The sequence below is a fragment of the Pseudoxanthomonas wuyuanensis genome (genome assembly GCF_900215535.1).
GTDB classification, from domain to species: Bacteria; Pseudomonadota; Gammaproteobacteria; order Xanthomonadales; family Xanthomonadaceae; genus Pseudoxanthomonas_A; species Pseudoxanthomonas_A wuyuanensis.
In genome coordinates, this window is sequence record NZ_OCND01000004.1 from 343,859 (window position 1) to 358,589 (window position 14,731).

At 67.7% G+C, this 14,731-nt stretch carries 9 protein-coding genes and 2 pseudogenes; 3 read left to right on the plus strand and 8 right to left on the minus strand.

All coding sequences use genetic code 11. The annotated features are described in order from the left end of the window. Window positions 1-86: 86 nt before the first annotated feature. Window positions 87-1,460, plus strand: a complete 1,374-nt coding sequence (bioA, locus tag CRO39_RS10965) for an adenosylmethionine--8-amino-7-oxononanoate transaminase (protein WP_484564822.1) — start codon at window positions 87-89, stop codon at window positions 1,458-1,460. After that, window positions 1,451-2,185, plus strand: a complete 735-nt coding sequence (locus tag CRO39_RS10970; RefSeq protein ID WP_097121973.1) for a 16S rRNA (uracil(1498)-N(3))-methyltransferase — start codon at window positions 1,451-1,453, stop codon at window positions 2,183-2,185. Before bioA ends, CRO39_RS10970 begins: the two co-directional genes overlap by 10 nt. Window positions 2,186-2,261: 76 nt before the next feature. Here CRO39_RS10970 and CRO39_RS10975 read toward each other — a convergent pair whose 3' ends face one another. The 8 genes and pseudogenes from CRO39_RS10975 to pilG all read right to left on the minus strand — a co-directional run bounded on the left by CRO39_RS10975 (window position 2,262) and on the right by pilG (window position 13,560). Then, window positions 2,262-2,633, minus strand: a complete 372-nt coding sequence (locus CRO39_RS10975; RefSeq protein WP_162125812.1) for an EF-hand domain-containing protein — start codon at window positions 2,631-2,633, stop codon at window positions 2,262-2,264. 144 nt (window positions 2,634-2,777) lie between these two features. Continuing rightward, a complete protein-coding gene (locus CRO39_RS10980; protein WP_097121975.1) occupies window positions 2,778-3,248 on the minus strand; it encodes a chemotaxis protein CheW in 471 nt (156 codons plus the stop codon). A 13-nt stretch (window positions 3,249-3,261) separates the two neighbouring features. Next, window positions 3,262-4,485, minus strand: coding sequence for a chemotaxis protein CheB (locus CRO39_RS10985; protein ID WP_097121976.1), 1,224 nt, complete (start codon window positions 4,483-4,485; stop codon window positions 3,262-3,264). After that, window positions 4,472-7,213 (minus strand): annotated as a pseudogene (locus CRO39_RS21385) (response regulator); the annotation flags it as partial. The gene CRO39_RS10985 and the pseudogene CRO39_RS21385, both read right to left, overlap by 14 nt. 606 nt (window positions 7,214-7,819) lie before the next feature. Continuing rightward, window positions 7,820-10,426: pseudogene (locus CRO39_RS21390) on the minus strand (Hpt domain-containing protein); the annotation flags it as partial. A 75-nt stretch (window positions 10,427-10,501) separates the two neighbouring features. Further along, window positions 10,502-12,538, minus strand: coding sequence for a methyl-accepting chemotaxis protein (locus tag CRO39_RS10995; RefSeq protein ID WP_097121978.1), 2,037 nt, complete (start codon window positions 12,536-12,538; stop codon window positions 10,502-10,504). A 32-nt stretch (window positions 12,539-12,570) separates the two neighbouring features. After that, entirely contained in the window at window positions 12,571-13,101 is a 531-nt protein-coding gene (locus CRO39_RS11000) for a chemotaxis protein CheW (RefSeq protein WP_162125815.1), read from the minus strand. A 57-nt stretch (window positions 13,102-13,158) separates the two neighbouring features. Next, entirely contained in the window at window positions 13,159-13,560 is a 402-nt protein-coding gene (pilG, locus tag CRO39_RS11005; RefSeq protein WP_097121980.1) for a twitching motility response regulator PilG, read from the minus strand. 220 nt (window positions 13,561-13,780) lie between these two features. Between pilG and gshB the strand changes: the two genes are divergently transcribed. Continuing rightward, on the plus strand, window positions 13,781-14,725 hold the full coding sequence (gene gshB, locus CRO39_RS11010) for a glutathione synthase (RefSeq protein ID WP_097122028.1): 945 nt from the start codon (window positions 13,781-13,783) through the stop codon (window positions 14,723-14,725). The last annotated feature ends 6 nt before the right edge of the window (window positions 14,726-14,731 follow it).

The window sequence follows — 14,731 nt, forward strand, 5'->3', positions numbered from 1 at the left end:
CCGCACCTCGGGTACTGCGCCGCGCGACGGCAGGGGGACGCGACCGATATCATGGCGGAATGCTGAAAACGAATCATGAAACCGGAATGCTATCAGAGGCCGTCGCCTGGCGGTCGCGCGATCTGGCCGTGCTGTGGCATCCATGCACGCAAATGCGCGAACACCCCGACGTACTGCCGCTGCTGCCGATCGCGCGCGGCGAAGGCGCCTGGCTGCTCGGCTACGACGGCCGTCGCTACCTGGATGCGGTCAGCAGTTGGTGGACCAATCTGTTCGGCCATGCCGAGCCGCGCATCGCCGGCGCCATCGCCTATCAGGCCGGACGACTGGAACAGGTCATCCTGGCCGGGTTCAGCCACGCGCCGGCGGTGGAACTGGCCGAACGGCTGCTGGCGATCGCCCCGCGCCAGCCGGACCGCGCGCCGCTGGCCAAGGTGTTCTATGCCGACAACGGTTCGGCCGGCGTCGAAGTCGCGCTGAAGATGGCGTTCCACTATTTCCACAACCGCGGCGAAACCCGGCGGCGCAGGTTCATCGCGCTTGAAAACGGCTATCACGGCGAGACCATCGGCGCGCTGGCGGTCGGCGATATTCCGTTGTACCGGCGCGTCTATGCGCCGCTGCTGGCCGAAGCCCTGTTCGCGCCTTCGCCGGATGCCTACCTGGCCCGGGATGGCGAAACGGCGGCCGATGTCGCCCATCGCGCGGCCGACGCGCTGGCGGATCTGCTGGACCGGCATCCGGGCGAGATCTGCGCGCTGATCCTGGAGCCGCGGGTGCAATGCGCCGGCGGCATGCGCATGCACCATCCGGATTACCTGCGGCGGGTACGCCAGTTGTGCGATGCCAATGGCGTGCTGCTGATCGCCGATGAGATCGCCACCGGCTTCGGCCGCACCGGCACGCTGTTCGCCTGCGAACAGAGCCAGGCGATGCCGGACCTGCTGTGCCTGTCGAAGGGGCTGACCGGCGGCTTCCTGCCGCTGGCCGCGGTGCTCGCCACCCAGGAAATCTACGATGCCTTCCTGGACGATTCGCGCGAGCGCGCCTTCCTGCATTCGCACAGCTACACCGGCAATCCGCTGGCGTGCGCGGCGGCGCTGGCGACGCTGCGGATATTCGACGAGGACCGGATACTGGAACGCAATCGCACCACCGCGGCGAAGATGGCGGCATTGGCCGCGCCTTTCGCCGATCATCGGCATGTGGCCGACGTTCGCCAGGCCGGCATGATCGTCGCCTTCGAATTGGCCCGCGACGTCCGCAACCGCGAGCCCTTCCCGGCCGCCGACCGCGTCGGCCTGCGCGCCTACCGCGCGGCACTGGCGCGCGGCGTGGTGTTGCGCCCGCTGGGCGACGTGCTGTACTGGATGCCGCCCTATTGCATCGACGACGCGCAGTTGGCCCTGCTGGCGCAAACCACACGTACCGCCATCGACGAGGCCACCGCATGCGCATGACCCGCTGCCATGTCGAACTGTCGCTGACGCCGGGCGCAACGGTGACGTTGCCCGAATCCGCGGCCGGCCACCTTACCCGCGTGCTGCGGCTGCGCGAAGGCGATGAATGCGTGCTGTTCAATGGCGACGGCCACGACTATGCCGCCCGCATCGTTGCCGCCGGCAAGCGCGAAACGCTGGCCGAGGTGCTGAACGCGACGCCGGTGGAAAACGAATCGCCGCTGCGTATCGCGCTGGTGCAAGGCGTGGCCCGCGGCGAAAAGATGGATCTGATCCTGCAGAAGGCCACCGAACTGGGCGTTGCCGCATTCGTCCCGGTCATCGCCGAGCGCACCGAGGTCAAGCTGGACGCAGAACGCGCGCAGAAGCGGCTGGCGCATTGGCGCAGCGTGGTTGTCGCCGCCTGCGAGCAGAGCGGCCGGGCGGTGGTTCCGCCGGTTGCGCCCGCGAGCGCTTTGGCGCAGTTGGGTGGGCAGATCGATGCTGAAAGCCTGCGTCTGACGCTGGACCCGTCCGGCGAGTTCGCGTTGTCCACGCTGCCTGCCCCGGCGGCGATGGCGCTCACCATCGCCATCGGTCCCGAGGGCGGCTGGTCGCCGCGCGATCGCAGCGTCCTGCAGTCGATGGGGTTTTCCGGCCTGCGCCTGGGCCCACGCGTGCTGCGCACCGAAACCGCCGGCCTGGCGGCGATCGCCGCATTGCAGTCGCGGTTCGGCGATTTCTGATCGCGCCGGCGCGCCTGGGGCGCGTCATCCCCCCGTAGCAGGCGGGCTCCGCAAATCCCTCACGGCAGAAACCCGCTCAACGCCAGTTCTGCAGTTCCTCGGCAGTGATCCGGCCATCGCGGTTGCTGTCGACCAGCTTGAACTCGCTGCTCAGCGCATGGCTTTCCGGCACTTCGTCGCGGGTCAGCACGCCGTCGCCGTTGGCGTCCAGATCGGCGATGCGCACCCGGTAATCGCTGATGTTCGGAACGGTTTGCGGCTGCCCCCAGGTCAGCGTCACCGGCCCTCTGGGGTCCTGCAACTGCACGCTTTGCCGGCCTGGCGGCAGCTCCGCCTGATAGGTGAGCGCCGATTGGCTGGCCGGCGCAGTCTCGGTTGGCAGCGGGGTTTGCGCGAAAGCGCCGCCACTGATCAACACGGCAAAGGGAATCGCATAAATCGCTTTCATGGCGCCCTCCTCGGATCTGACCATCGGACCATGTCACCGCCATTGCGAATCGGTACTGAACCGCAGGTGCGGCCACCAAACAGCGTTCAGCCTGCCTGGAATCCGGTCGCTTCCGCCAGCGGACAGCTTGCCGCAAGCGCTCCCTCAGGCTGCTTTCGCCAGCGCGTCGCCAATCATGATTTCGACGCTTTCCAGATCCGGCAGCAATGCGCCTTCCTCGCCCAGCAGCACGCGCATCTGCACGCCCGGCGGCAGATCCTCCTCGGTCGCGTCGGCCAGCAGGCCGTCGCGGGGCACCGACACCAGGCGCGGGAACGACGGCGTCAGCAACGCGAAATAGGGCATGGACTCGTTGCCGCTGAGCGTCTTCAGCACCACAATCTTGCTGTTGTGCGCCACCGCATCGCGGCCCTGCCCGGTCAGATGGGCGAATGCGACCAGCGGCACCTGCCAGCCCTGCCAGTTGATCCGCCCCGGCAACCAGTCCGGTGCGCCGGCAATCGGTTCCACCGGTGCGCGCGAAAGCACTTCGGCCACGGTGGCATTGGGCAACAGCAGGCGCTCATTGCCGGACTGCACCAGAATCCCGCGGATTTCGTCGTTGGAATGGGCCATTTCTTTTCCTCTTCTACCAACGCTCGATCAGATGCTGGGCCAGTTGCGCCGGCGCCGCCAGTTCGGCGCCATGCGATGCCAGCGCGCGCGACGCCGCCGGGTCATAGCAGCCATCGGTGGCCTGCCCCTGTACCAGCGCGCCCTGCGCGGCCAGTTCGGCGGCCGGCTGGACCAGCGCCACCTCGGCGCCACTGAGCAGCAGCACCGCACTGTCGGCCGGCGGCAAGGCCCGAATCAATGCTTTGCCGCCATCGGCATCGCCCGTACGGAAGCCGACTGCGCCGTTGTCCACCGCCAACGCCAGCTCGGCCGGCACCACGTAGACATTGCCGGGCTCGGCGGCATTGCCCGCTTCGGCCAGCAGCACCGGCATCTGCGCTACCCGCGCCATCTGCCGGACCAGATTGTCGTAGCGGCCGCCGTCCAGCCGCAGTTGGATCAGCACCGGCCGCGAGAAATCGCGCGGCAGTTCGGCCAACAGCTTGCGCACCGCATCGGGGCCGCCGATGCCGGCAAACACCACCACCGCCCCCGGCGTGCGGGAAGCGGCCACCGGTTCCATCTCCATCAGTTCCAGCGTCAAACCGGACTTGGCGACCTGCGGCAGCGGCGGCGGTTCGCTGGCGATCGATTCGGCCAGCCCGGCCAAGGCAGGCGCCTCATCCTGTTGCAGGCTGCCGGAACCCAGCCACTGGTCGGCGTCGACCACCTGATCGAAATCCGGCCGGGCGGCCATCCCGGTAAACGCATAGCCATCGCGCGGCAACTCCGATGCGATGTCGGCCGCCTCCTCCAGATGCAGGCCGATGCCGGCATCGGCATGCAGTTGCGCAGGCGTCGGCGGCAGGCCGGGTTCCAGTTGCGGCGTCGGCTCTTCCTCGCGGCCGGGCGGCAATACGTCATGGTGGCCGTGCAGCTTGGCCGCCAGATGCCTGGCCCAGCGCTGCGACTCCCAACCCTCGCGGCGCGCGGCCAGTTCGGCCTCGTCGAAGATCACCGCGATGTCCGGGTCGTGCAGCACCGCCTCCAGCCGCGAAAGGCCTTCCTCGATGGCCGGCTCCAGCGCGATCAGCACCACCTGCGGCGCGCTGTCGCCCAGGGTCTGGGCATCGATGCCGTTGGGATCGTCTTCCAGCACGATTTCGGCGCCGGACTCGTGCAGTGCGGTCCGCAGCTGCTCGCGCGCACGGCCCTCGCGCGCCAGCAGCGCTACCCGTTTGGACTCACTCGCGGACACGGGCGATTCCCAGCAAATCGTAAACGTTGCGCATCAAATCCAGCTCCTGATAGGGCTTGCCCAGGTACCGCTGCACGCCGATATCAAAAGCGCGCTGGCGGTGCTTGTCGCCGGTACGCGAGGTAATCATCACGATCGGCACATCCTTGAACCTTGCATCGGCCTTCATTGCGGTGGCCAATTCGTAGCCGTCCATGCGCGGCATTTCGATGTCCAGCAGCATCAGGTCGGGTACGCGCTCCTCCAGCTTCTCCAGCGCCTCCACACCATCGCGCGCCGCGGTGACCTCGAAGTTGTGGCGCTCCAGCACGCGGCCGGTGACCTTGCGCATGGTCAGCGAATCGTCGACCACCATCACCAGCGGCACGCGGCGCTGTTCCTGCACCGGCGCATGCGCGGCCGGCTGCTGCGGCTGGGCCAGATGGCGGCGCACCAACGGCGCGACGTCGAGAATCACCACGATGCTGCCGTCGCCGGTGATGGTGGCGCCGTAGATGCCGGGAATCGAAGCGATTTGCGGACCGACCGCCTTGACCACGATTTCGCGATTGCCGAGCACGGCATCCACCGCCACCGCGACGCGCAGATCGCCTGCGCGCACCAGCAGCAGCGGCACCTGCGGCTGGCCCTCGGCGCGCGCCGGCGCATGGCCTACCAGGGTGCCGAGATTGTGCAGGGCGTAGTCTTCGCCGCCGTAGTGGTAGGCGCCGCCTTCGGCTTCGAAGCGCTCGCGGCTGATGCGGCCGATGCCGCTGACCGCCGCCACCGGCACCGCGAACTGGGTTTCGCCGATCTGCACGAATACCGCCTGGGTCACCGCCAGCGTCTGCGGCAGTCGCAACGTGAACGTCGCGCCCTGATTCGGTTGCGAGTCGATATCCAGCGAGCCGCCGAGCTGGCGCACCTCGTTGTAGACCACGTCCATGCCGACGCCGCGGCCGGCCAGCTGGCTGACGCTGTCGTAGGTGCTGAAGCCCGGCTCCAGGATCATCCGGTCCAGATCCACGTCGGCCAGCTTTACGCCCGGCTGCAGCAAGCCGCGCTCTTCGGCGCGCCGGCGAATCGCCTCGCGGTTGAGCCCGGCGCCGTCGTCGGAAACCCGCAGCACCATTTCCGAGCCTTCGCGGCGCAGGGTGACCCGCACGCTGCCTTCCTCGGGCTTGCCGGCCTTGCGGCGCGCTTCCGGCGCTTCCAGGCCGTGCGCGACCGAATTGCGCAGCAGATGCTCCAGCGGAGCGGTCATGCGTTCGAGCACGTTGCGATCGAGTTCGCCGTGGGTGCCATCCAACTGCAGGCGGACATGCTTGCCGGTGTCGGCCGCTGCCTGGCGCAGTACCCGGCGCAAACGCGGCACGATGCCCTCGAACGGCACCATGCGCGCGCGCATCAGTCCATCCTGCAACTCGGAGCTGACCCGCGACTGCTGGTGCAGCAGGCTGTCGTACTGGCGCGCCAGATCGTCCAGCACGCCCTGCAGGCCGCTCAAGTCGGCGGCCGATTCGGCCAGCGCACGGCTGAGTTGCTGCAACGTGGAGAAGCGGTCCAGTTCCAGCGGATCGAAGGTCGGGTCCTGCTTGTCCCCCTCGCGCTGGTAGCGCGCGACGATCTGCGCCTCGGTTTCCAGATCCAGGCGGCGCAGCTGATCGTGCAGACGGATGTTGGTGCGATCCAGTTCGCCCATCGCGCCGCGGAAAGCGCCCAGCTGCTGCTCCAGGCGGGCGCGGTAGATGGCCACCTCACCGGCATGGTTGACCAGGCGGTCCAGCAGATCGGCGCGCACGCGCACCTGTTCCTGCTGCTGGCTGCTGGGGAAGAATTCCTCTTCCGGCTGCACGAATTCGGTTTCCACCGGTGCCGACAACGGCGCCAGTTCCACCGCCGGCGCCAGCGCCGCTGCCGCGGCGGGCTCCTGCGCGGCAGGTGCCTGCAAACCGCGCGCGTGCGCATTGAACTCGGCGATCAACTGTTCCGGAATACCGACCGAGCGGTGGTTGCCGACCCGCTTAACCAAGCCATGCAGATGGTCGAAGCCGCGCTCGAGCAGGTGTATGCCGGCGTTGTCCAGTTCGGTGCGCTGGGCGACGATCGATTCGAGCATCGATTCGATGGCATGGCCGAGATCGCCGATGGCATGGATGCCCGCCATCCGGGCGCCGCCCTTCAGCGTGTGCAGATCGCGTTGCAGCCCGGTCACCGGCGTGCGGTCGTCCGGGGTCTCGCGCAGCTTGGCCAGCAGACCATCGGAATGATCGAGCAGGTCGTTGCCTTCCTCGACGAAGATGTCGACCAGATCCAGATCCAGTCCGGTCGGGTCCAGCGCGTCGTCGGGTTGATCGACCGAAGGCTGCGCCTCGTCCCCGGCAACCCCCGTCTCCAGCTGGTCGGCGGCTGCATCGACCGCTTCCAGCGCTTCGACCGGCGTTTCGCCTGCGGTCGGCGCCGGCAATTCGGTTTCGACGGCCGGCGCCGCATCGACGGCTTCCGGCTCGGCCACCGTTTCCGGCGCAACGTCGTAGTTCGGCGTTTCCGCTTCCGAGTCCTCCGCGTGCGCGATGGTCGACGCTTGCGGTTCGGGTGCTTCGATGTTCTCTACGACACCCACCGTTTCGGCGGCGGTATCGACCGCGCTCGAATCGCTGCCCGCTGCAACGGCTTCTTCGGCATCGGCTTGCGGCGACGGTTCCTCCGCTTCCGCGGCGATCCCGGCGGCCTGCCACTCATCGGCTTCGGGCGCAGTTTCAACCACGTCCGCAGTAACGATATCGGATGCTGCGATGCCGAACGCTTCGGTGTCGATGGACACCGATCGGTCTTCGTCGAACTCCTGCGCAGATTGGCCGGTCGCTGGCGCAACCGGCTCGGCGATATCTTGCTCCAGCGACTCGAGGGTGATTTCCTCGACCGTGAGGCCGGCATCGGCGTCGGCTTCGTCGGCATCGTCGGCAGGAGCGGCAGCGGCCGGCGCCGCCGAATCGGTGTCTTCGGCGCGCGTGCGCGGGCTGATCGTATAGGCGACGTCGTAGAACGTGATGCCGCTTTCGGCCGCGGGCGGCGCGGCCTGTCCGCCAACCTTCCCGCTGGCCGCGGAAGCCGCCGGTGCGGATGCTTCGGCGTTCTGCGGAACCTCCGCAAATGCGCTTTCATCGGAATCGGCGGCAGCGCCAACGGCATGGGTCAGGTCCGGTGCTTCCTCGCCGACCCCGCCGCCACCGAAGAAGACGGAAAGATCGTGGGCCGACAGTTCCGTATCGGGTATCTGGATGGGCGGATCGATAACCGGGAAAGTTTCGGCATAAGTGTTCTGCGCGGTGTCGTCGACGACCTGCGCCGACGGCTTGACCTCGGGCAGGCTGTCGCGCAGCGCGCCCAACCGTCCGGTCAGCGCCGAAAACACCGGTATCCGCGGCGACGGCGCCTGCAGCGCCGCGATGCTGCGGCGAATGGCCTGGGCGGTGTCGGCCAGGGCGGCGATGCCTTCGCCGGAAGGCATCTGGCCGGAAGCGAGCAGACGCTTGACGTATTGCTCGGCCGCCGCCGTAACATCGGTGATCTCCGGCACATCGGCCATCGCCAATGCGCCGTTCATGGTATGGAACGCGCGCAGCAGCGGATCGGTCGCCGCCTGCGGCAGCACCTGCGCCTGCATCAGCCAGGCGTCGACGGTATCCAGGTGGTTGTCGACTTCCGCTTCCAGGATCTCGCGCAGCACGGCATCCACCGACGCCGGAGTTCCCTCGGCTTCGGGCTCGAATGCGGCTGCCGGAACCGCTGCCTCGACCGGCGCAACGGCAACAGCGGCCGGGGCGGGCTCGGCAGCGGGTGCCGCCTTGGTTTCGGCGCTGTAATAGGCGTCTTCGCCGGCGGCGATGCGGTCGGCCACCGCCTTCAACCCTTCCACATCGGCGCGGATTTCGCCCTGGCCGCGCAACGCGGCATTGAGTTGCGGCAGCGCTTCGCAGGACTGCTCAAGCAGCGACAGCACCGCGTCGCTGGGCGCACGCGTGTGATCGAGCACGCGGTTGAGCATGTTCTCGATCTTCCAGCTGAACTCGCCCAGCACTTTCGCGCCCACCAGGCGGCCGCTGCCCTTGAGGGTGTGGAACACGCGCCGGATCGGGCGCAGGCGCTCCATATCGTTCGGTACGGCGCGCCACGCCGGCAGCAACCGGCCCAGGTTGATGATTTCCTCGTCGAACTCTTCCAGGAAGACTTCGCGGATTTCGTCGTCGATGTCGCCTGCGCCGCTGTCGAAGCCGCCCAGCGACGGCGCAATCGCAGCGGCCGGCGCAACAACCTGCTCGACCGAAGTCGGCGCGGTGGCAGCCAGCCCCGGCGGCGGCGCTTGCGGTGTCGGTTGCGGAACCGTGAAAGCGAAGGCGTCTTCGGCTGCCGGGATTGCTTCGGCCGCCGGCGCCGGATCGGTCTCGAAAACGAGCGGAGCGAAAACCGTCTCCGTTGCCGCGGCATCGGTCTCTTCGAAACTGACCGGATCGAAACTGATGGTCGGCTCGGCAACGGTCGCCGGCGCGTCGGCAGGGGGCGGTTCGACCGCGCGGTTCTCCGGCGGCGGTTCGAACGGCGCCACCGGCGCCGGGGATGCTTCGGCAACGGGCGCTGCCGGCGCGGGAGCGGACCCCGCGTCGGCAACCGTCGCCGCTTCGCCAGCCGCGGCATCGGCCACGCTGTCGTCCGGCAGCGGCCAGTAGCGCAGATTCTCCAGACTGGTGCGGGTGATCTCCAGGATCTCCTCGCGATTGGGGCGGCGCTCGCGCAGCGCTTCCAGGTAGTACTCCAGGCTGGCCATCGCATCGGCCAGCGTATCCAGCTGCTGCCCGCCGGGGACGCGGCGCTTGCCGAGCAGTTCGGTGCCCACGTACTGGCGCACGCCGATCAGGTAGTCGGCAGCCTGCGAGAGCTCCAGGATCCGCATCGCGCCGGCGACTTCCTCCAGCAGGCGCGGGACTTCGTCCAACTGGGTATGGTCCCAGTTGGTTTCGATGAAGGCGACGAAGCGCTCGCGCGCCGCGGCGAAGTTGTTGATCGCTTCCTGCGCCAGGATTTCCACTGTGCGCTGCGAGTCCGCACCGGTGCCTTCTTCTCCGCCGGTCCCGGCGGGATGACCCAGCCGCGCGACCTGATCGTCCAGCGACGCGTCCACGTAAAGCAGCGCACCGGCGATATCCAGCAGCGTGCTCTCGTCGGCGGGGCGGGAACCTTCGACAACCGCGCGCAATGCATCGCGCTGCTGCTGCACCACGTCGCGGGCCACGCCCAGGCCCATCATGCCCAGGGTGTCGGCGACATTGCCCAGTTCGGTGACCTGGGTCTGCAGCGCAGCGGCCTGGTCGTTGGTGCGCAGATGCAGATCCAGCGCGTCCTTGACCCGCAGCAGTTCTTCCTTGACCGCATTGCCGACGGTGTCGAGCAGTTCGCGGTTGCGGCCGCTGATGCTGCCGCGCGCATGATCGATTTCGGCTTCGCTGGGCGTGGGCGCGTCGTCATGGGTCCCGGGCGGAAACAGCATGCTCTCGCTCAGGCCGGGGGCACCGCGCGCCGCGCGGATTTCGTTGAGCAGCGGCAGCAGCACGATCGGGATGTCGCGGTGGCCGTCCTGCAGGCGTTCCAGGTAGTCCGGCAGCAGCACCGCGCCGCGCATCAGCACCGCGCAGGCTTCGTCGCGGTCGATGGTCTTGCCCACCTGCAGCGCCTGCGCCAGCTGTTCCAGCTCCTCGGCGACCATCGCCGGGGCATACAGCTCCACCATGCGCAGCGTGCCCTGCACCTGGTGCAGGTAGCCGACGCAGAAGCGCATGCGGCCGACATCCGCCGGATCCTCGCCGAACGCCTCGATTTCCTCGCGCACCTGGCGCAGGGTGTCGTCGAGCTCGGGTTTGACCCAGCCCAGTACCGCGTGGCTCATGGCTTCACGCAGCGCACTCATCGGCGCACCTCGGCCGAAGCGTTGATGCGGTCATGCCGGCGCCGGGTAATTCGCAGTTCCATCCGTGATGCCCCGTCAGCCTGGCAGTTTGAAGTCGGCGACCGAACGGCGGAGATCCGCCGCCAGTTGCGCCAGGTGGCCGATCGACTCGGCCGTTTGCCCGGCACCGAGCGAGGTCTGCGACGTGATCTGCCGGATCACGCCCATGGTCTGGGTGATGTCGGAAGCCGCGGCGGACTGCTGCTGGGCGGCGCCGGAGATGTTCTTGATGAGGTTGTTGAGATCGTGCGACACGCGTTCGATTTCGCCCAGCGCGGTGCCGGCATCCTCGGCCAGGCGGGCGCCGGAAACCACTTCGGCGGTGGTCTGCTCCATCGAGCTGACCGCTTCGTTGGTATCGGCCTGAATGGTCTGCACCAGCGATTCGATGCGGCGGGTGGCGCCGGAGGTGCGTTCGGCCAGCCGCTGCACTTCGTCGGCCACGACCGCAAAACCGCGGCCCGCTTCGCCGGCCGAAGCGGCCTGCACGGCTGCGTTCAAGGCCAGGATGTTGGTCTGTTCGGAAATGTCATTGATCAGTTCCACCACCGAGCCGATTTCCTGCGAGGACTCGCCCAGCCGCTTGATGCGCTTGGAGGTTTCCTGGATCTGGTCGCGGATCTGGTCCATGCCGCGGATGGTTTCGCGCACCACGCCGGCGCCTTCGGTGGCGATCTGCACCGAGCGCTGCGCCACGTCGGCCGACTCGGTGGAGTTGCGCGAGACCTGGTCGATGCTGCTGGCGATTTCGCTGATGCGCTCGGAAGCGCTGTTGATCTGGTCGGACTGGTGGCCGGCGGCTTCGGCCAGCTGCAGCGCCGTGGCCTGGGTTTCCTGGGTCGAGGCGGCCACCTGCACCGAGGTGTCGTTGATGGTGGTCACCAGGTTGCGCAGTTCGTCGACGGCGTAGTTGATGGCGTCGGCGATGGCGCCGGTCATGTCCTCGGTCACCGAGGCCTTGACCGTCAGATCGCCCTCGCCGAGCGAGCTGATTTCGTCCAGCAGCCGCATGATCGCCTGCTGGTTGCGGCTGTTGTATTCCACCTGGGTCTGGTAACGGACTTCCTGCTCGCGCTGGCGGCTGCGATAGAAGCTGTAGAGGAAGCCGCCGATGGACACCAGCAGCGCCACGCCGGCGATGACCGAGATCCAGAAGTTGGGGAACAGGCGGGTATCGCGGACCGAACCGAATGCCGAGAAGGCCTGGAACAGGTTGCTGCTGTCCTCCAGCATCTTGCCCGAGCCGTTGGTCAGCGCGGCGGCGGCCGACTGCGCGGCGAACAGGCTACGGGACGAGCCCAGGATCGCGTCCAGGTCCTTCTTCATCGCGTCCCACAGCGTCTGCGACTGCTCCAGCGCCGCCAGCGCGCCGACGTTGCGCACCGGTGCGATGTTGAGATCCGGATTGCCGTTGCGCAGCCCTTCCAGCACCTGCCCGAACAGCACCGAGTCGCGGGCCAGCGCGTCGCCGGCAGTGGCGGCGCCGGCGCCGCCAGCGCGGATTTCGGTGACGCGGCGGGCCATCGTGCCGGCCAGCACCACCTGCTGCAGTGCGCTGTAGATCTGCGAGGACGGCGCGCCGCTGGCGGACATCGCGCGCACCACTTCGTTCAGCTGCGCCTGCAGCTGCGGCACCTGGGTCGCAAACCGGTCGGCGTTGCCGGCCAGCGCCAGCACTGCCGCTTCGCTGGAGGTGATCTGTTCGGCGTTCTGGCCCAATGGCCGCCAGGTCTCGCTGAGCGTGTTGAGCGGACCGGCAATCTGACCCTCGTTGCCGTAGCGGCTGCGCAGGCTGGCGATGGTGGTGTCGATCCGATCCTTGGTGTCCTTGAACGCCTTGAATGCCTCGGCATTGCCGGCCACCGCTTCCCGGCCCAGATTGGTCAGCTGCTGCGACAGCACGCGCATGTCGGATGCGCCGGTGCTGGCGCCGGCCAGGCGGCCGCCTTCGTAGGTGGCGTAGCCGGTGTTGGCACCGAAGGCGAGCACGGACAAGGCCAGCAGAAGCAGCCAGAAACTGGTGCCGAAGCTGCCCAGTTTACCGGCGGTTGGAGAATCCGTGGCAGTGCTCATCATTCAACCCCTGGGTATTGAAAAATCCGCGTTCAGAGCGCGGCTTGTCGGAACTCGGGCGTTCGCGCCAGCAAGGAAAGCGCGAAAACGCCCCAATCGTGATCCTCGCCGTGGAACGCGCGATCGACGAAATTCGCATAACGGCCTTCGGCCAGCGGACCGGGATCGGTGCGCTGCGACTCGTGGAAGCTGCGCTGGCCGTAGAGCTCGTCGATGGTCAGGGCGACGTCGCCGCCAGGCTGGCGCATCACCAGCACGCGCTGGCCCTCGTGCAGCACGGTCCGCTCGCCTTCCAGGAAATGCTTCAGATCGACCACCGGGAACAGGTTGCCGCGCAGGTTGCCGATGCCCAGCAGCCACGGCTGCGCTCCCGGCACCGGCGTCATCGGCGGCAACGGCACGATTTCGACCACCTCGCCGAAGTTGGAAACCAGGCGGCGCTGGCCGACCCGGTAGCCGACGCCGCGCCACTGATCCGGCGAAGCCTCGCGTGCCGGCAGCACCACCGCATGGGCAAGGCTGCGGCGCTCGTATTCGGCCAGGATGTCGAACGGTGTGCGGATCATGACCCGCCCTTTGTACGCGCTACGGGAATGGGTGCCATCGGGTCAGCCTCCCCCTCAGGTGCTGACATGGGTACGGATTGCGGCCAGCAGTTCCTCACGCGTAAACGGCTTGGTCAGGTACTGCTCGGAACCGACGATTCGACCGCGGGCCTTGTCGAACAGGCCGTCCTTGGACGACAGCATGATCACCGGCGTCGACTTGAAGACCTGGTTGTTCTTGATCAGCGCGCAGGTCTGATAGCCATCGAGCCGCGGCATCATGATGTCCACGAAGATGATCTGCGGCTGTTGATCGGCAATCTTGGCCAGGGCCTCGAAGCCGTCCGTTGCGGTCACCACTTCGCAACCTTCACGTTTTAGCAGGGTCTCCGCGGTACGGCGGATGGTCTTCGAATCGTCGATCACCATGACCCTGAGGCCGCTCAGTTCCCCGGCCGGGCCTGCGTTCTGCGTCATTACTCTCATTTCCCCGTGCGCGCGTTGCTTCTTTGGACAACCGGCCCCGCTGCGAAGCTACTTATATCCCAGTCGGGCCGCACACTGTCAAGCAGCACGGTGCGATCGACCCAAACTGAATGCCGTGATGCGAACGCCGTCGCAGTTGCGACGGCCGTCCGGATCTGCCCGCTCCGGGCATCCTGCTACCATCATGCAGATCCCCCGCCAGATGTCCAACATGCCTTTCGATGTCATCGTCGTCATGGACCCCATCGGGTCCATCAAGATAGCCAAGGACACCACATTCGCGATGTTGCTGGAAGCCCAGCGCCGCGGCCATCGCCTGCATTATGTCCTGCCTGGCGGGCTGGCGCTGCGCGGCGGCCAGGCGGTGGCGCGGACCGCCGCACTGACGGTCAAGGACGACAAGGCCGGCTGGTTCAGCCTGGGCGAGGCCGCCGAACAGGCGTTCGGCCCGGGCCAGGTGGTGCTGATGCGCAAGGATCCGCCGTTCGACAGCGAATACCTGTACGACACCCACATCCTCAGCGTGGCCCAGGCCGCCGGGGCGCTGGTGGTCAACGACCCGCAGGGGCTGCGCGACTACAACGAGAAACTGGCCGCGCTGCTGTTCCCGCAGTGCTGCCCGCCCACCCTGGTCAGCCGCGATGCCGCCGCGCTGAAGGCCTTCGTGGCCGAGCACGGCGAGGCGGTGCTGAAGCCGCTGGACGGCATGGGCGGGCGCTCGATCTTCCGGGTCAGGGCCGGCGACGCCAACACCAACGTGATCCTGGAAACCCTGATCGGCGACGGCCGCCAGACCCTGGCCCAGCGCTTCATTCCCGGCATCAAGGACGGCGACAAGCGCGTGCTGCTGGTCGATGGCGAGCCAGTGGACTATGCGCTGGCGCGGATTCCGCAGGGCGACGAGTTCCGCGGCAACCTGGCCGCCGGCGGCCGCGGCGAAGGCCGTCCGCTGAGCGAGCGCGACCGCTGGATCGCCGCCCAGGTCGGCCCGGAGATGAAGCGCCGCGGCATGCTGTTCGTCGGCCTGGACGTGATCGGCGACTACCTGACCGAGGTCAATGTCACCAGCCCCACCTGCGTGCGCGAGCTGGACGCCCAGTTCGGCCTCAATATTGCCGGGCTGCTGTTCGACGCCATCGAGCGCAAGCTGCAATGACGAAGG

Coding starts and splice junctions, on each gene's coding strand:
- bioA (WP_484564822.1), top strand. CDS start 87: ATGCTATCAGAGGCCGTCGCCTGGCGGTCGCGCGATCTGGCCGTGCTG.
- CRO39_RS10970 (WP_097121973.1), top strand. CDS start 1,451: ATGCGCATGACCCGCTGCCATGTCGAACTGTCGCTGACGCCGGGCGCA.
- CRO39_RS10975 (WP_162125812.1), bottom strand. CDS start 2,633: ATGAAAGCGATTTATGCGATTCCCTTTGCCGTGTTGATCAGTGGCGGC.
- CRO39_RS10980 (WP_097121975.1), bottom strand. CDS start 3,248: ATGGCCCATTCCAACGACGAAATCCGCGGGATTCTGGTGCAGTCCGGC.
- CRO39_RS10995 (WP_097121978.1), bottom strand. CDS start 12,538: ATGAGCACTGCCACGGATTCTCCAACCGCCGGTAAACTGGGCAGCTTC.
- pilG (WP_097121980.1), bottom strand. CDS start 13,560: ATGACGCAGAACGCAGGCCCGGCCGGGGAACTGAGCGGCCTCAGGGTC.
- gshB (WP_097122028.1), top strand. CDS start 13,781: ATGCCTTTCGATGTCATCGTCGTCATGGACCCCATCGGGTCCATCAAG.